This window comes from Massilia sp. MS-15 (assembly GCF_020176695.1).
In the GTDB taxonomy this organism is placed as follows: domain Bacteria; phylum Pseudomonadota; class Gammaproteobacteria; order Burkholderiales; family Burkholderiaceae_D; genus Telluria; species Telluria hydrophila.
In genome coordinates this window covers 147973-163716 of the sequence record NZ_JAIWIA010000013.1, presented here as the reverse complement: position 1 = coordinate 163716, position 15744 = coordinate 147973, and the positions used below count along the sequence as shown (strand labels likewise).

16 protein-coding genes are annotated in these 15744 nt (G+C 67.3%); 7 read left to right on the top strand and 9 right to left on the bottom strand.

Translation table 11 applies throughout. The features are described 5' to 3' along the window. The first annotated feature begins 19 nt into the window (after positions 1-19). From LCI23_RS07185 to ppa, 3 genes are all read left to right on the top strand, one after another. Positions 20-1138: a uroporphyrinogen-III C-methyltransferase gene (locus LCI23_RS07185; RefSeq protein WP_224945749.1), complete on the top strand. Its 1119-nt coding sequence runs from the start codon at positions 20-22 to the stop codon at positions 1136-1138. 1 nt (position 1139) lies between these two features. Beyond that, positions 1140-2336 (top strand): heme biosynthesis protein HemY, encoded by a 1197-nt coding sequence (locus tag LCI23_RS07180; protein WP_224945748.1) that lies wholly within the window; start codon positions 1140-1142, stop codon positions 2334-2336. 122 nt (positions 2337-2458) lie between these two features. Then, on the top strand, positions 2459-2998 hold the full coding sequence (gene ppa / locus LCI23_RS07175; protein ID WP_224945747.1) for an inorganic diphosphatase: 540 nt from the start codon (positions 2459-2461) through the stop codon (positions 2996-2998). Between the two features lie 81 nt (positions 2999-3079). Here ppa and LCI23_RS07170 read toward each other — a convergent pair whose 3' ends face one another. From LCI23_RS07170 to LCI23_RS07140, 7 genes are all read right to left on the bottom strand, one after another. Beyond that, a complete protein-coding gene (locus tag LCI23_RS07170) occupies positions 3080-4159 on the bottom strand; it encodes a branched-chain amino acid ABC transporter permease (RefSeq protein ID WP_224945746.1) in 1080 nt (359 codons plus the stop codon). A 4-nt stretch (positions 4160-4163) separates the two neighbouring features. Beyond that, entirely contained in the window at positions 4164-5204 is a 1041-nt protein-coding gene (locus tag LCI23_RS07165) for a branched-chain amino acid ABC transporter permease (RefSeq protein ID WP_224945745.1), read from the bottom strand. Between the two features lie 13 nt (positions 5205-5217). Further along, positions 5218-5943, bottom strand: coding sequence for an ABC transporter ATP-binding protein (locus tag LCI23_RS07160; RefSeq protein WP_224945744.1), 726 nt, complete (start codon positions 5941-5943; stop codon positions 5218-5220). Beyond that, positions 5936-6742, bottom strand: coding sequence for an ABC transporter ATP-binding protein (locus LCI23_RS07155; protein ID WP_224945743.1), 807 nt, complete (start codon positions 6740-6742; stop codon positions 5936-5938). The genes LCI23_RS07160 and LCI23_RS07155 overlap by 8 nt, the downstream gene beginning before the upstream one ends. Position 6743: 1 nt before the next feature. Then, positions 6744-7946, bottom strand: a complete 1203-nt coding sequence (locus LCI23_RS07150; RefSeq protein WP_224945742.1) for a substrate-binding domain-containing protein — start codon at positions 7944-7946, stop codon at positions 6744-6746. Positions 7947-7966: 20 nt separating this feature from the next. Continuing rightward, positions 7967-8851, bottom strand: a complete 885-nt coding sequence (locus LCI23_RS07145; RefSeq protein ID WP_224945741.1) for an alpha/beta fold hydrolase — start codon at positions 8849-8851, stop codon at positions 7967-7969. A gap of 119 nt (positions 8852-8970) precedes the next feature. After that, positions 8971-11259 (bottom strand): TonB-dependent receptor, encoded by a 2289-nt coding sequence (locus tag LCI23_RS07140; protein ID WP_224945740.1) that lies wholly within the window; start codon positions 11257-11259, stop codon positions 8971-8973. A gap of 310 nt (positions 11260-11569) precedes the next feature. On the opposite strand from LCI23_RS07140, the gene LCI23_RS07135 reads away from it, so the two are divergent. The 4 genes from LCI23_RS07135 to LCI23_RS07120 all read left to right on the top strand — a co-directional run bounded on the left by LCI23_RS07135 (position 11570) and on the right by LCI23_RS07120 (position 14100). Beyond that, positions 11570-12436: a LysR family transcriptional regulator gene (locus LCI23_RS07135; RefSeq protein ID WP_235584363.1), complete on the top strand. Its 867-nt coding sequence runs from the start codon at positions 11570-11572 to the stop codon at positions 12434-12436. Positions 12437-12612: 176 nt separating this feature from the next. Further along, on the top strand, positions 12613-12750 hold the full coding sequence (locus tag LCI23_RS07130) for a hypothetical protein (protein WP_224945738.1): 138 nt from the start codon (positions 12613-12615) through the stop codon (positions 12748-12750). A gap of 144 nt (positions 12751-12894) precedes the next feature. Next, entirely contained in the window at positions 12895-13812 is a 918-nt protein-coding gene (locus LCI23_RS07125; RefSeq protein ID WP_224945737.1) for a hypothetical protein, read from the top strand. Between the two features lie 12 nt (positions 13813-13824). Next, positions 13825-14100: a hypothetical protein gene (locus LCI23_RS07120; protein ID WP_224945736.1), complete on the top strand. Its 276-nt coding sequence runs from the start codon at positions 13825-13827 to the stop codon at positions 14098-14100. Positions 14101-14140: 40 nt separating this feature from the next. Here the strand turns inward: LCI23_RS07120 and LCI23_RS07115 are convergent, their stop codons facing one another. Both LCI23_RS07115 and LCI23_RS07110 read right to left on the bottom strand, forming a co-directional pair. Continuing rightward, on the bottom strand, positions 14141-14527 hold the full coding sequence (locus LCI23_RS07115; RefSeq protein ID WP_224945735.1) for a response regulator: 387 nt from the start codon (positions 14525-14527) through the stop codon (positions 14141-14143). Positions 14528-14594: 67 nt separating this feature from the next. After that, a complete protein-coding gene (locus tag LCI23_RS07110; RefSeq protein ID WP_224945734.1) occupies positions 14595-15734 on the bottom strand; it encodes a GNAT family N-acetyltransferase in 1140 nt (379 codons plus the stop codon). Positions 15735-15744: the final 10 nt, after the last annotated feature.

Below are 15744 nucleotides of genomic sequence, written 5' to 3'. Positions count from 1 at the left end.
GCCGCGCTACAATCACGGTATGAACGAACAAGCAAACCCACCAGACCAGAACATCCCGGCCAGCGCCCCGCAGAAAGCGGCGATCCAGCCGCCGGCCGGCCCAGGCCTGCTGCACACGCTGCAGCGCCCGCTGCCCGCCGCAGTCGCCATCCTCGCCCTGCTGCTTGCGGTGCAGGCCTGGAGCTCGCACAGCCGCATCAACACGCTGCGCCGCGACATGGCGCAGAGCCTGCAGAAGGGCAATGCCGTGAACGCCGAGACCGCGGCGCTGGCGCGCGAGGTGTCCGACACCGCCAAGGAGTTGCAGATCAAGGTCGGCGTGCTCGAAAGCCGCCAGTCGGAGGCCCAGACCCAGCAGCTGGCCCTGGAACAGCTCTACCAGGACCTGTCGAAGAACCGCGACGAATGGGCCCTGTCGGAGGTCGAGCAGGTCTTGAACACGGCCAGCCAGCAGCTGCAGCTGGCGGGCAACGTGCAGGGCGCCCTGATCGCACTGCAGAACGCCGACCGCTCGCTGGGCCGTTCCGACAAGCCGCAGTTCCTGAACATCCGCCGCGCGATCGGCGCCGACATCGAGCGCCTGAAGGCGATGCCGGCGGTCGACCTGGCCGGCGTCGCGCTGCGCCTCGATAACGTGATCGCGCAGGTGGACACGCTGCCGATGCTGTCCGACGAAAAGCCGCTGCTGCCGGCCGCGCCGGTGCGCAGCACGCGCCAGGGCGCCTCGGCGACCCCTGCCGCGCCGGAAAACCTCGGCCTGGGCCAGCGCATGCTGCAAACCTGGCGCAACTGGAGCCAGGAGATGTGGGACGACGTGCGCCAGCTGGTGCGCGTGCGCAGCGTCGATACGCCGGAGGCGCTGATGCTCTCGCCCACCGAGTCCTTCTTCGTGCGCGAGAATCTCAAGCTGCGCCTGCTGAACGCGCGCCTGGCCCTGCTGTCGCGTAACGAAGCGGCCTTCCGCGACGACCTGGGCAGCGCCCAGGCCATCCTGCTCAAGTACTTCGACACGCGCGCCCGCGCCACCCAGTCGGCGCAGAACGCGCTGCGCCAGGTGCAGGCGAACAACCTGACGATCGAGATGCCGACCCTGTCCGAGAGCCTGAACGCGGTGCGCAACTACAAGGCGAAGCAATAAGATGCGGCTCCTTCTCTGGCTAGTCGCCCTGATGGCCGCCGCCATCGGCATCGCCGTGACGGCACGTTTCAACCCGGGCAATGTGGTGCTGTTCTATCCGCCGCACCGGCTCGACATGTCGCTCAACCTGTTCGTGGTGCTGCTGGTGCTGCTGTTCGCGCTGGTCTACGGCCTGGTGCGCGCGGTCAAGTCGACCATGAACATGCCGCAGCGCGTAGCCGCCTACCGCCAGCGCAAGCGCGAGCGCGAAGGCAACAAGGGTTTGCGCGATGCGCTCAAGGCCTTGTTCGAGGGCCGCTTCGGACACGCCGAAAAGGCTGCCATGCGCGCCGCCGAGCTGCCGGAAAACGCCGGCCTGGCGGCCCTGATCGGGGCCCGCGCCGCGCACCGCATGCGCGAACCAGGCAGGCGCGATGCCTGGCTTGCGGGCATCGCCCACGACAATGCGCTCAAGACCGCGCGCCTGATGACGGTGACCGAACTGCTGGTCGACGACCACCAGCCGGAAGCGGCGCTGGAGGCGGTGGCTGAACTGAATGCCAGCGGCCAGCGCCATATCCACGCGCTGCAATGGTCGATGAAAGCCAACCAGCAGGCCCGCAACTGGCCCGAGGTATTGCGCCTGGTGCGTATCCTCGACAAGCGCAAGGCCCTGCATCCGGCGCTTTCCAGCCGCCTGCGCGAGCTGGCCTACGAATCCCTGCTGGGCGAGGGCGGCCACGATGCCGAGTCGATCCGCCGCGTGTGGGCCGGCGTGCCACCCGCCGAACGCACCGTCCCCACCATCGCTGCGCGCGCGGCGAATGCCTTCAATGCCTGCGGCCTGCACGACGAGGCAAGAGTCGTCGCCGAGGAAGCGCTCAAGGCCAACTGGGACGACTGCGTGGTGCGCGCCTACCGCGAGGCGGCGGGGCCGTCCGGCTCGCCCTCGCTGCTGGCCCAGATCGAACACTGCGAAACCTGGCTCCGGGAGCGTCCGCAGGATGCCGAACTGGCACTGACCCTGGGCTCGCTCTGCCTCAAGCAGAAGCTGTGGGGCAAGGCCCAGCGCTACCTGGAGCAGGCGCTGTCGGACGCCACGGAAGGCGACATGGTGCGCGAGGCGCATCTCAAGCTGGCGCAGATGCACGAGGCGCTGGGACAGGAAGCGGAGGCCGCCAGGCATTACCGGCAGTGCGCGCTGGCCAGCATGCTCTGAACCTGGTCGGCGCCAGAACCGCCCCGCACCGGCAAGCCAAACGCCCCGCGCAGCGCGCCCAGGTCTTGCCGGATTCGCTATAATGACGCCCTTTATTCAAACTTCCGCAAGCAAGGAATCCCATGAGCCTGAATAACGTCCCAGCCGGCAAAGACGTGCCGAACGACTTCAATGTCATCATCGAGATCCCGATGAACGCCGATCCGGTCAAGTACGAGGTCGACAAGGACAGCGGCGCGATCTTCGTCGACCGCTTCATGGGCACCGCCATGCACTACCCGTGCAACTACGGCTACGTGCCGCAGACCATCGCCGACGACGGCGACCCCTGCGACGTGCTGGTGGTCACCCCGTTCCCGCTGCCGCCGGGGGTGGTGGTGCGCTGCCGCGCGCTGGGCGTGCTGAAGATGACCGACGACGGCGGCGGCGACGCCAAGGTGATCGCGGTGCCGGTCGAGAAGGTGCTGCCGATGTACAAGAAGATCCAGAAGCTGGAAGACCTGGAAGAGCTGCGCCTGCAGCAGATCCAGCATTTCTTCGAGCACTACAAGGACCTCGAGCCGGGCAAGTGGGTCAAGATCGAAGGCTGGGCCGATGCCGAAGCGGCCAAGGCCGAGATCACCAATGGCGTCGAGGCGTTCAAGCGCAAGGGCGAGGCATAAGCCGCTGCCGCCGCGGCCATGAAAAAACCGGCGCCCTTGCAAGGGGCGCCGGTTTTTTTTGGGGCCTTGCCGTAGCCGGCCTCAAGGCTGCCGTGCCGCCAGGCTGCGCAGGCGCAGCTTGCCGACGATACCCACCGGGAAAAAGTAGATCGACAGGATGAACAGCACGCCCAGCCACAGCATCCAGCGGTCCGGATGCAGCAGGGCCGCCAGCAGCGGCACGCCGGCCAGCGCTTCCGAGCCGGCGCCCATCAGGCCCTGCAGGTAATTCTGTGCCAGGATGAACAGGACCGCGCCGACCACCGCGCCGTACATGGTGCCCATGCCGCCGATGACGACGATCAGGAGGATGTCGGTCATCACCTTGAAGCCGAGCGAGGTGTCCGGGCCGACGTAGCGCAGCCAGAGCGCCATCAGGGCGCCGGCCAGGGCCGCGACCAGCGCCGCCAGGCAGTTGGCCCAGATCCGGTAGGTCATGGTGCGGTAGCCCAGCGCCTCGGCGCGGAACTCGTTCTCGCGGATCGCCTGCAGCACCCGGCCGAAGGGGGAATTCACCACCCGCAGCAGGAACAGGAATAGCGCCAGGCAGCCGAAGAACACCAGGTAGTAGCTGAGCAGCTTGCCGTCGATCGAGCGCCCGAACACCTCGTTTTCCATCAGCGTGAAGCCGGGCGTGAGCACTTCCGGCACGCTGAAGGTGATGCCGTCCTCGCCGCCGGTGAAGTCGGACAGCTGCGAGGCCAGCACGGCGAAGGAAGAAGCCACGGCCAGCGTGATCATGGCGTAGAAGATGGCGCGCACGCGCAGGGCGAACAGGCCGACCACCAGCGCCAGCGCCAGTGCCAGCAGCAGGGCGATGCCCAGGCCCGTCAGGGCCGCGCTCCAGGTTGGCTCGTCCACGCGCGCCAGGCCGAGGCCGATGCCGTAGGCGCCGATGCCGTAGAACATGGTATGGGCGAAGGAGACGATGCCCGTATAGCCCAGCAGCAGGTCGTAGGACGCGACCAGCACGATGTAGATGCAGATCGTGGCGGCCGTGTTGAGCGGACGCGCGCCCGAGGTGAGGAAGGGCGCGAAGGCCAGGCCGAACAGGATCAGGAGCAGGACGCCCGACAGCAGGCGGCTGCGCGGCATGTCGGCGGAAAGAAGTCGGTGCAGCATGTGTTCAACCCCGCATTTTCGAGTACAGGCCGGCCGGACGCCACAGCAGGATCGCGATCATCAGGATGATGTTCGAGACCAGCGCGATCTTGGGCGCCAGGAAGCCGGCATAATTGGCCACCAGCGCCATGAGCAGGGCGCCGATGAAGCAGCCGCCCACCGAGCCGAGGCCGCCGATGATGATGACGATGAAGATCATGACCATGATCTCGCCGCCCATGGCGGCGGTCAGGGTCTCCTTGTACAGGCCCCACAGCACGCCGCCCATGCCGGCCAGCGCCGAGCCGGCCGCGAACACGGTGACGAACAGGCGCTTGATGCGGTAGCCGAGCGCTTCCACCATCTCGCCGTTTTCCACGCCGGCCCGGATCAGGAGGCCGATCTTGGTCCGGTTCAGCAGCAGGAACATGCCCACGAAGACCAGCAGGCCGATCACCACCGCCACCAGGCGGTACTTCTCGATGGCGGCGTCGCCAAGGAAGATGGCGCCGCGCAGCGCGGTCGGCAGCGGCAGGGCCACCGTCTCGGCGCCCCAGATCACGTGGATCAGCTGCTCGACCACGATCATGCCGCCCATGGTGACCAGGATCTGCTTCAGGTGCTGGCCGTAGACCGGCATGATGATCAGGCGCTCGAACGCCCACCCCATCAGGGCGGTGACCAGCATCGCGACCGTGATCGCCAGCGCCAGCACGCCCAGGTTGAGCAGCAGCGAATCGACCTCGAGCCAGCCGCGCATCGGCAGCAGCACCAGGGTGGCGGCGAAGGCGCCGACCGACACGAAGGCGCCGTGGCCGAAGTTCAGCACGCTCATCAGGCCGAACACGAGGGTCAGGCCGCTGGCCATGATGAAGATCATCATGCCCATCGCCAGGCCGGCGACGGTGAGGGTGACCCAGGTGGGAAAGCTGCCGACCAGGGGCAGCATGGCCAGCATCAGGGCCGGCACCAGCAGCAGCGGCGCCAGGTCGCGCGGCGCCTTCGGCAGGGGCGCGCTCGCTTGCTGCGGGGTGTCCGTGGCGGGGACGGGAAGGGTAGCGCTCATGGTGGATCGGTCCTCATTGGTGGGAGTCGAGCGACAGGCCGAGCAGGCGCTGCTGCAGGTCCTCGTCGCCGGCCAGCTGGGCCATCGCGCCGGTATGCACGACGCGGCCGTCGTCCATCACGCCGACCGTGTCGCCCAGGGTGCGCACGAAATTGAAGTTCTGCTCGACCAGCAGGATGCTGGTGCTGGTGTCCTTCAGCTCGCGGAAGGCCGCCATCAGGCTCTGCACGATGGCCGGCGCCAGGCCCTTGGTCGGTTCGTCGACCAGCAGCAGCTTCCTCGGCTCGACGATGGCGCGGGCGATCGCCACCATCTGCTTCTGGCCGCCGGACAGGTTGCCCGCCGGGTAGTACCAGAATTTCTTCAGGGCCGGGAAGAAGCGGCAGATCCAGTCCACCCGCGCCTCGTCCAGCGGACCGTTGCGGGCGGCCAGGTAGAGGTTCTCGCGCACGGTGAGGTCGGAGAACACGGCCATGCTTTCCGGGACATAGGCGATGCCCAGGCGCGCGATGTCGGGCGTGGCCATCTTCGTGATGTCGTGGCCGTCGAACACGATGGAGCCGCTCGACGCCTTCCACAGGCCCATGATGGTGCGCAGGGTGGTGGTCTTGCCGGCGCCGTTGCGGCCCAGCAGGACCGCCAGGCCGCCGCGCGGCACGGCCAGGTCGACGCCTTGCAGGATGTGGTACTGGCCGATGTGGGTATGCACGCCGGACAGGCGCAGTATCGGTTCAGGCATGGGCGGCGTCCGGTGCGGGTTCGGGTGTTCCAAGATAGGCTTCCTGTACGATCTTTGATTGCATGACTTCCTGCGGCTTGCCGTCCGCGACCAGGGTGCCGTTGTGCAGCACCACGATGCGGTCGGCCAGGGCGCGCACCACGTCCATCTTGTGCTCGACCAGCAGCACGGTCTTGTTGCGCTCGGCCTTGACGGCATGGATCAGGTCGAGCACCACCGGCACTTCGTCCACGCTCATGCCGGCGGTCGGTTCGTCGAACATCATGATCTCCGGTTCCAGCGCCAGCAGGATCGCCACTTCCAGCTTGCGCTGGTCGCCATGCGACAGGGTGCGTACCCAGGCGTCGCGGCGCCTGACCAGGCCCACGCGCTCCAGGTAGTGCTCGGCGCGCGCGATCGGCTCGTGGTGGCTGGACCAGACCGAGAACAGCTTCAGGCCCAGGCCGGCGCGGCTCTGCACCGCCAGGCGCACGTTCTCCATCACCGTCAGGTTGGGGAACAGGTTGGTCAGCTGGAAGGCGCGGCCGATGCCCATGCGGGTACGGCGGGCGGCGCCGGCGCGGGTCAGGTCCTGGCCCTTGACCAGCACGCGGCCCGAGGTGGCCGGTAGCTGGCCCGAGACCAGGTTGAAGTAGGTGGTCTTGCCGGCCCCGTTGGGGCCGACGATCACGGTCAGGGTGCCGGGGTAGAAGTCCGCCGTCACCGCGTTCACCGCGACGTGGCCGCCGAAGCGCACGGTCAGGTCGCGGGTCGAGAGCGCCGGCGCGGCGCTGGCGTGCGGAGTGCTGTGAACCGTCATGTCAGCGCTTGTTCCGCACCGGCAGCGGAAGTTCGGAGGCCGGGATCTCGCGCACCAGTTCCAGCAGGTCCCACTCGCTCTTCTGGTCCTTCTTGATGCGGAAGTGGTACATCGGCTGCAGCGCCTGGTGGTCTTCCTTGCGGAAGCTCATCCTGCCTTTCGGCGTGTCGAAGGCCATGCCTTCCATCGCCGCCACCAGCTCGTCGCCGTTCTTCGCGTTCGGCGCCTTCGATAGCGCCGCATGCACGGCGCCCGCCGCCGCCATGCCGCCGGCGGTGAACATATCGGGCGGCATCTTGTAGCGCCTGGTGTGTTCGGCCACCAGCCAGTCGTTCATCTTGTTCTTCGGGAAGCCGTAGTAGTAATAGATCGTGCCTTCGGTGCCTGCGAAGCTCTTCCAGGTCTTCATCACCGGCAGGATGTTGCCGCCCGGGGCCAGCGCGATGCCGTAGCGCTCGGGCTTCATGTCGGCCAGCTTGTTCAGCGGATTCGGGCCGGCCCACACGATCTGCAGCACGCGCGGCTGCGGCTTGTCCTTCAGCTTGTCGAACAGGCGCTGGGCCGGGGCGGTGAAGTCGGTGGCGGTGGCCGGCGCATATTCCTCGTGCACCACCACGCCCTTGCTGCCGGTGGTCTTCAGCGCTTCCTTGGCGGCCGCGATGGCGTCCCGTCCGAACGCGTAATCCTGGGCCAGGAAGCCCACGCTGCCGCTCCTGAAGGTGCTGGCCGCCGCCAGCGCGTCCTGCATCGAGCTGCGCGCGGTACGGAACACGTACTTGTTCCACTTGTCCTGGGTGATGGCATCGGCCACGGCCGGCTCCACGATCAGGACCTTCTTGTACTCCTTCGCCACCGGCAGCATGGCGATCGCCGAGCCGGAGGACGTAGTGCCGACCGCGAGGTCGACCTTGTCGTCGCCATAGGCCTCGGCCAGCAGCGTGCGGCCGAGCGAGGGGTTGGACTGGTCGTCCTTGACGATGACCTTGATTCTCCGGCCATTGATCTGCATGGTGCCGCCGGTGAGGTACTCCAGGCCCATCATGAAGCCGGTCTCGGTCTCCTTGGCATAGGCTTCGAGCGGGCCGGTCTTGCCGGCGATGAGGGCGATCTTCAGGTCCTTGCCCTGGGCCTGCGCGGCCGGAGCGGCGCCGGCGGCGAAGGCCGCGAACATGGCTGCGGCCAGGGGGGTGATCAGGTGCTTCATGTAGTCTCCTCGTGATTCACTTACGGTAGCTTGGACAGGAAGGCGCGGATCGCCTCCAGCGCTTGCGGCTCGGTGAGCATGGGCGCATGGCCGACGTCCGGCACTTCCACGTAGTGCAGTTCCGGCGCCGCCTTGCGCATCCATTCGGCCTGTTCGGTTTCGACCAGGTCGGACAGCGCGCCGCGTACCAGCAGGGTAGGACGGTGCCGCGCCAGCCGGCGGAAGGCCATGCGCGCCGCGAGTGACGTCGGACGCAGCGCGCCAGTCTGGATCGCGGTCGCGATATGCGGATCGTAACGCAGAGCCAGCCGTCCGTCATCCCCGGGGGCGAAGGCGCGCCGCGCCCATTTGCCCCATTCCTCGTCGCCGTTGGCGGGGAAGGCGCAGGCGTTGATGTCACGCAGGTAGGCGGCCGCCTCCTCCCACGACGACAGCGTGCTGCAGCGGCCCGCATAGCCGGCAATGCGGCGCAGGCCGCGTACCGACAGCACCGGGCCGACGTCGTTGAGCACGGCGGCGGCGATCAGGTCGAGCCGGCGCGCCGCCAGGGTCATGGTGATCAGGCCGCCCATCGAGGTGCCGATGAAGACCGCCTGGCCCAGGCCCAGTTCGTCCATCAGCTCGATGATGTCGCCGGCGTAGACCGTGGCGTTATAGTTGGCGGGGTCGGGATCGTGCGCGGAATGGCCGCGCCCTCGCACGTCGACCGCGATCACGCGGCGGCCGGTGGCGGCCAGTTCGGGCGCGAGTTCGTCGAAATCGGCCGAATTGCGTGTCAGGCCGTGGATGCAGATCACCGGCAGGCGCGCCTCGGCGCCGTGATCCGTGCCCGCAGGCGGATAGTCACGCGCATACAGCGCCAGCCCGTCGCTGCTGGTGTAGCTGATGGGAGTAAAAGTGGACACGCTGGCTTATATCCTGTGAGTCGTTCTGGGTCGGCCGAAGCCGTTCGGTAGGGCGGCAGCCGCCCCGGCCGGCGCCGCGCGGGCGCCAGCCAGGGGAACTGCCGGTGCGGCCGGGATGCTTAGAAGCGGTACTCGAGCGTCGCCGAGACCTGGCGCGGGTTGCCGTAGAAGGCGGTCAGCGTGCCTTCGAAGCCCAGGGTCGGGAACACGTAGCCGCCGGTGCGGTAGTGCTTGTCGCCTAGGTTCTTGCCGTGCAGGCCGGCGCGCACCTTGCCGTCGCTGCGGGTCCAGACGATGCTGGCGTCATACAGCTTGTACGATTCCTGGTCCAGGGCGGACGCGGTCTCGAACTGGGCGGTGGCCCCCTTGTACGCGGCGCTGCCGATCAGCGACAGCTTGCCGCCGTAGCCCATTACCGGCATCGGGATGTCGTAGTTGAAGCGCAGGTTGGCCGAGTTCTTCGGGGTGTTCTGGAAGCGGCGCTGGCTGGCCACGTTGACGCCACCCGCGAAATATTCCTTGTACTCGGCATCGATGTAGCTGTACATGCCGGCGACCATGAAGTTCGGGGTCAGGTTGGCCACGGCTTCCAGTTCGGCGCCCTTGATCTTGGCCTTGCCGGCGTTGGTGGTGACACCTGCGAAGCTGTCGTCCTTGCCGTCGCCGTTGGTATCGATCGCCACCGAACCCGGGATCTGCACGTCCTGGTAGTCGCTGTAGAACACCGCCGCGTTGGTGGTGATGCGGCCCTTGTAGAAGGCCGACTTCAGGCCCAGCTCGTAGGTTTCGATGGTTTCCGGCTCGTAGCCGCGCCTGGCAACCTCCAGCGGCAGTTTGGTACCGACCATGTTCAGGCGCGGCTCGAAGCCGCCGCCCTTGAAGCCCTCGGAGTAGGACGCGTACACGTTGTGGTCCTGGTTCAGCTTGTAGTTCAGGGCCAGGCGCGGGGTGAACTTCTTGTCCTTGCGGCTCAGGATGCCGCCACGGAGGTCGGTGTCGGTGCGGAATAGCAGCGCGTTGGGTGCGCCCAGTTTCGGCGAACCGGCAGCGCCGAAGTAGATCTGGCGCAGCACTTCGGCGTCGCGCTGGTCGACGGTATAGCGGCCGCCCAGCGACACGCTGAAGGCGTCGGTCACGTTGTAGCTGCCGTCGGCATAGATGGCCCAGGCCTTGGTGTCGATGTCGCCCATCGTGTAGGTCGAGGTCGGCACGGCGCCGGCCAGGATGGTGTCGAACTCGTTGAAGGCGTTGGCATCGATGTAGTAGATGCCGGCCACGCCGGCAAGCCGCTCGCCGGTGTAAGTAAGGTTGAATTCCTGGCTGAACTGCTTGTTGGTGTACAGGGCCGGCACGTGCATGTCGGTCACCGCGAGCGAATCGAAGTCGATCGGCGCGTAGGACTTGTCCTTGCGCGAGGCCGTAATCGACTTGAAGCTCCACGCGTCGTTGAGCGTGTATTCGACGGTGGCCGAGACGCCGTGCGCCTTGACTTCCTGGTCGTGCCCGAGCGCTTGCATCAGGTTGGCGCGGGTGTCGAAGACGTTGCCCAGGATCGGTGCGCCGCTGGTGCGGCCGACGATCAGGCGGTGCCCGTTCTTCGGGCTGGAGTCGTCCTGGGTGATGTCGCCGGCGATGCGGATGAACAGGTCCTGGCTCGGCGTGAACTCGGCCGACAGGCGCGCCGCGGTGACATCCTTGTCGTAGTTCTCGCCGCCGGTGGTCAGGTTCTTGCCGAAGCCGTCGCGCTTGAAGCGGGCGAAGGTGCCGCCGATGCGTGCGCTTTCCGCGATCGGGGTGCTGGCGGTAGCGACGATTTCCTTCTGGCCGTACTGGCCGATGGTGGCACGCAGGCGCGCGTCCGGCTGCGGGGCCAGCTTGCGGGTCACATACTTGACCGCGCCGCCGATGGTGTTGCGGCCGTACAGCGTGCCCTGCGGGCCGCGCAGGACCTCGATGCGTTCGACGTCGTAGATGTCGGCCACGGCAGCCTGCGGGCGGGCCAGGTAGATGTCGTCGATGTAGATGCCGACACCGGCCTCGAAACCGGCCAGCGGGTCGGCCTGGCCGACGCCGCGGATGAAGGCGGTCAGGGTCGAGTTGGTGGCGCGCGAGGCCTTCAGGGTGGTGTTCGGCAGGGCCACGGCGAGGGCGGTGATGTCCGGGGTGGCGGTCTTCGACAGCTGGTCGGCGCTGAAGGCGGTCACCGAGACCGGGACGTCCTGCAGGGATTCCTCGCGGCGGCGGGCGGTCACGACCACCTTGTTCACGCCTTCCTCGCTGGTGGCCACCGGCGGCGCGCCGGTCGCTTCCTGGGCCAGGGCCACGTTGCCGCCGGAGAGCACGAGCAGGGCGACGGCGGACTGGATGGCGGGGTTCAGCAGCTTCAGTTTGTTCTTGGTCAGACGCATTCTTGTCTCCTAATTTTTGATGGCGGCATGCGTTCAGGTTTTCGCATGACCGGCAGTGTGCCTCGCTCGGGTCTGCTTAGATAGTCAACAATCGCCCACCCCTTTGTGCAAAAATGCACAGTCCACTGCACCAAGCCCGTGCGGGTACGTACCCAGGAGGATGGCGTGCGGAGTTGCGGCAGTGCACCGTTTGCGCGCGGCGGGAAGGGAGGTGCACCGGAGGATTGCAGGGGCAATGTGCACTAGTGCACAATATGTCACATTGACATCAGACAATAGCCAAATGAATACGTTGCCCGAGTGGACAGACTTGCGCTTCTTTCTGGAACTGGCGCGCGCCGGCACCCTGTCGGGCGCCTCGCGCCGGCTGGAAGTCGAGCATACGACCGTGGCGCGCCGCATCGACCGCCTCGAAACCCAGCTCGGCTCGACCCTGTTCGACCGTTCGCGCGAAGGCTATGAGCTGACCGAGGTGGGCCAGGCGCTGCTGCCGCATGCGGAGGCGATGGAAGGGGCGGCGCTGGCGGCGGCCGAGCAGATCGGCGGCGCGGAAGTGGCGGCGCACGGCGTGGTGCGCCTGGGTGTGCCGGAAGTGTTCGGGGTGCGGGTGGTCGCGCCGCTGCTGGCCACCCTGCTGGAGCAGCATCCGGACCTGTCGATCGACCTGCTGAACCTGCCGCGCTTCGCCAACCTGGCCAACCGCGAGGCCGACCTCGGCGTCATGCTCGATCCGCCCACCACCGGCCGCTACATGGTGACGCGCCTGGCTTCCTTCCACTTCTACCTGTACGCCTCGCCCGGCTACCTGGCGCGGCATCCGCCGATCCGCACCCAGGCCGACCTGGCCCACCACGATTTCGTCGACTATGTGCAGGACCGGCTGGCCAGCCGAGAACTGTCCTATCTGAACGAACTCGGCTTCACGCCGCGGCGCCGCATCTGCTGCTCGGGCATGACCGGGCAGCTGGAAGCGGCCTCGCTCGGCATGGGCCTGATGATGGCGCCACCCTACGCGATCCCGGCCGACGGGCGCCTGGTGCGGGTGCTGCCCGGCTTCCAGGCCGAGCGCTCGTTCTGGCTTGCCGCTCCCACCGACCTGTACCGGCTGCGGCGGGTGAAGGTGGTGTGGAACCTGCTGCGCGAGTGTGCCGAGAGCCATCCCGACTTGTTCGTGTGAATATCAGATGATATAAATATTCACCTTGTAAATAACTGGTATGGCGAACCGGAATTGGCAATGCGGCCGGCGAAGGCCTATAAAGGTGCTTGTCGGCGATCGCTGCTGGATCCTGCCGAATCCCAGCGGGGCCGCATCCGACCTGGCCCCGCACCAATACCGAGGAGTCGATGGTGATGCCTATCCTGAAGGCCGCCCCAGGCATGTTGATGTCGGCTGCCGATGGCCCCGTCCTGCGCGTCCTGCGCAAGGGAGCCGCGCTGTCCGAGCCCTTCCATGTCGAGTTCCGCTCCTGGCCGGACGGCTGGCGCTGATACTGCAGTGAGCTGTCGAAGGGCCATCGGGCCCACGGCGCCGGCACCGGCGTGGCGGTGCCGGACGTGGAAATGCGAGGACATTGACGGCGCCCGGCTGGCTATACTCGGTCCATCGCCCTGATGTTAGCCCCAGCCCCTGCCATGACCTTGCCGCCACGCCTGCCAGCGCCATCTGCCCGCTTCCTGAAGGCGCTTGCCGCCTGTTGCCTGTCGCTGGCCGCGCTGTTTTCCGCGCCGCCTGGCGTGCAGGCCGAAGAGCGCTTCATTCCCGACGACCTGCGCGCCTGCGCGCCCCAGCTTCCCGCGGACGGCTATGCCATGCCGTGCAAGGCGCCGCTGTCCAGCGCGGAACGGGCGGCGCTGGCAGGCAGGCTCGGCGAGCGCGGCTTCGCCTACGCCGTCGAGGGCGATTCGCTGCTGCTGGTGCTGAAGATGGCCGCATCCGCGCTGCCTTATCCACGCGGTCCCTACATCTGCTGCGAGATCCAGGCCTACCTGGACCCGGCGGGCACGGACCTGCATGCCGCCCGGATCCGCTGGAACCGGATGCCGGAAGCCTTGCTCGACCTGCATCTGCTGGACGTGCAGGACCGTCCCGACGCCATCGTTCGGCACCGCGGCTCGCCCGCGTTTGTCATGCCCGCCGCCGGGCCGGCGCAGCAGGCACTGGCCGCGTCCGGCATCGCCGTGGTCACCGAAACCATCGACGCCGGGCCCGTGCTTGGCCGGCGCAAGCTGACGGTCGCCACCGGCGCCCGTTGTACCGCCACGCTGGACGGCTGCACCGTGGTCTACATGCCGGATGGAGGGAGCACGGCCAGCCTGGTGCGCAATGCCCAGGACAACGGCGCCGACATGCACGGTTTCGTGGTGGTTGGCCTGCACAATGCCGAGACCGATCCGATCGGCTCGCGCATCGGCGAACTGCTGGCCGGCCAGGAGCCCGCGCGCCACCAGGCCTACCTGCGCTTCATGGTGGAGCAGCTGCCAGCCCGCATCGAAGGCGGCGCCAGGCCGCGGCGGCGCCTGGCGGCCGGCTACTCGAACGGCGGGGCCTAGGCCTTCGAAGCCATGCAGGCCCATCCCGGCTGGTTCGATGGGGCGATCGTGATGTCGCCTGCCATGACCGCGCCGCCGCAAACCCGGCGCCTGGATGGCCACCGCGTGTTCATCGGCGCCGGCTACATGGAGCCGCGCTTCCATGCGAAAGCCGTGGCGCTGGCCGCCGACCTGAAGGCGCGCGGCGCCGAGGTCGGCGAACGCTACGTCCCGAGTGGCCACAGCATGAACACCTGGGTCAATGTGTGGAATGCGGCGATCACGGCGCTGAACGCGCAGGTGCAGTAAAAAGCCCGGCGGGCGAGCCTCGCGTGCCGGCCTCACGCCTTCAGGCGCGCAGGCCGTTGCGTTCGAGGGTAGTGGCGAGGTCGGCGTGGAAGACCGCGAAGTCCAGGGCTTTTTCGACGAAGCCGCAGGCGCCCAGCATGCGCGTGCGCACCTGGTCCGAGCCCTTGCGGGAACTCGACAGCACGATGATGGGAACGTCGGACAGGAAGGGTTTCGACGAGAGTTCCTTCAGCACTTCGAAACCGTCGACCTTGGGCAGGGCCAGGTCGAGCAGGATCAGGTCGAAGTCACAGGTTTCGCGCAAGGTCGTCAAGGCGGCTTCGCCGTCGGACACCACGGTGACTTCATAGGCGCTGTCGCAACGGTGCAGCGCCCGTTGGGTCAGTTCGGCGTCCAGCGGCAGGTCATCCACGATCAGGGCTTTCATCCGCGCAGTGTAACCGTGATTGTCAATTGTGTCTAAAGTTTACATTCCGCCATGGGGCGCTGCGCGTTTATCCCGGGCGGAATGGACTGCGCTCGTTCAGTTCGTCCAGGTAGTCGTCGATCCCGTCGCGTTCCCGTTCCAGGAAGCGCTCGACCGCATCCGCGAACGAGGGATGCGCCAGCCAGTGCGCCGACCAGGTGCGCGTCGGCAGGAAGCCGCGCGCCATCTTGTGCTCGCCCTGGGCGCCGCCTTCGAAGACGGCGATGCCCTGTTCGATGCAGAACTCGAGCGGCTGGTAGTAGGCCGCTTCGAAGTGCAGGCAGGGCACATGTTCCAGCTCGCCCCAGTAGCGGCCGAACAGGGTGCGCTCGTTGTGGATCACCAGCGAGGCGGCGATGTCGCGTCCCGCGCGCGAGGCGATCACCAGCAGGATGTTGTCCGGCATGGTGTCCCCGATGCGGCGGAAGAAATCCAGGTTCAGGTAGGGCGTCGCGTGGTGCGCCTGGTAGGTGCGGCGGTAGCAGCGGTTGAACAGCACCCAGTCGGCATCCACGGCGTCGCGCCCGCGCACGCGGCGCAGCGTCACGTCGGCCTCGCGTACCTTGCGCCGCTCGGCGCGGATGTTCTTGCGCTTTTTTTGTTCCAGCGTGGCCAGGAACGCGTCGAACGAGGCGTAGCCTGCGTTCAGCCAGTGGAACTGTACGCCGCTGCGCAGCATGAAGCCGGCTTCCTGCAGCTGGCGCGCCTGTTCCTCGGGCGGGAACAGCACGTGGGTCGACGACACGCCGGCCGCCTCCTGCGTCGCGATCAGCACCTCGACCAGGGCCGCGCGCGCTGCGGCATCGGTTGCCAGCAGGCGCGGGCCCGCCACCGGCGTGAACGGAATCGCGGCCAGCAGCTTGGGATAGTAGGGCAGGCCGTGCCGGTGGTAGGCATCGGCCCAGGCCCAGTCGAACACGTACTCGCCATACGAATGGTCCTTGACATACAGGGGCAGGGCGGCTGCCAGCCGCTCGCCCTGGTACAGCACGATGTACTGCGGCTGCCAGCCGGTCTCCGGCGCGGCGCTGCCGGATGCGTGCAGCGCATGCAGGAAGGCCCAGGACAGGAAGGGGTTCGGATTGTCCTGGCTCGCCAGCAGCGCATCCCAGGCCTGCTGGCCAATCTCGGACAAAGTGGAAACGATATGCGTGCGATAATTCGACATGACTTCCGTA

Coding starts and splice junctions, on each gene's coding strand:
- LCI23_RS07185 (WP_224945749.1), top strand. CDS start 20: ATGAACGAACAAGCAAACCCACCAGACCAGAACATCCCGGCCAGCGCC.
- LCI23_RS07180 (WP_224945748.1), top strand. CDS start 1,140: ATGCGGCTCCTTCTCTGGCTAGTCGCCCTGATGGCCGCCGCCATCGGC.
- ppa (WP_224945747.1), top strand. CDS start 2,459: ATGAGCCTGAATAACGTCCCAGCCGGCAAAGACGTGCCGAACGACTTC.
- LCI23_RS07170 (WP_224945746.1), bottom strand. CDS start 4,159: ATGCTGCACCGACTTCTTTCCGCCGACATGCCGCGCAGCCGCCTGCTG.
- LCI23_RS07165 (WP_224945745.1), bottom strand. CDS start 5,204: ATGAGCGCTACCCTTCCCGTCCCCGCCACGGACACCCCGCAGCAAGCG.
- LCI23_RS07160 (WP_224945744.1), bottom strand. CDS start 5,943: ATGCCTGAACCGATACTGCGCCTGTCCGGCGTGCATACCCACATCGGC.
- LCI23_RS07155 (WP_224945743.1), bottom strand. CDS start 6,742: ATGACGGTTCACAGCACTCCGCACGCCAGCGCCGCGCCGGCGCTCTCG.
- LCI23_RS07150 (WP_224945742.1), bottom strand. CDS start 7,946: ATGAAGCACCTGATCACCCCCCTGGCCGCAGCCATGTTCGCGGCCTTC.
- LCI23_RS07140 (WP_224945740.1), bottom strand. CDS start 11,259: ATGCGTCTGACCAAGAACAAACTGAAGCTGCTGAACCCCGCCATCCAG.
- LCI23_RS07130 (WP_224945738.1), top strand. CDS start 12,613: ATGCCTATCCTGAAGGCCGCCCCAGGCATGTTGATGTCGGCTGCCGAT.
- LCI23_RS07125 (WP_224945737.1), top strand. CDS start 12,895: ATGACCTTGCCGCCACGCCTGCCAGCGCCATCTGCCCGCTTCCTGAAG.
- LCI23_RS07120 (WP_224945736.1), top strand. CDS start 13,825: ATGCAGGCCCATCCCGGCTGGTTCGATGGGGCGATCGTGATGTCGCCT.
- LCI23_RS07115 (WP_224945735.1), bottom strand. CDS start 14,527: ATGAAAGCCCTGATCGTGGATGACCTGCCGCTGGACGCCGAACTGACC.
- LCI23_RS07110 (WP_224945734.1), bottom strand. CDS start 15,734: ATGTCGAATTATCGCACGCATATCGTTTCCACTTTGTCCGAGATTGGC.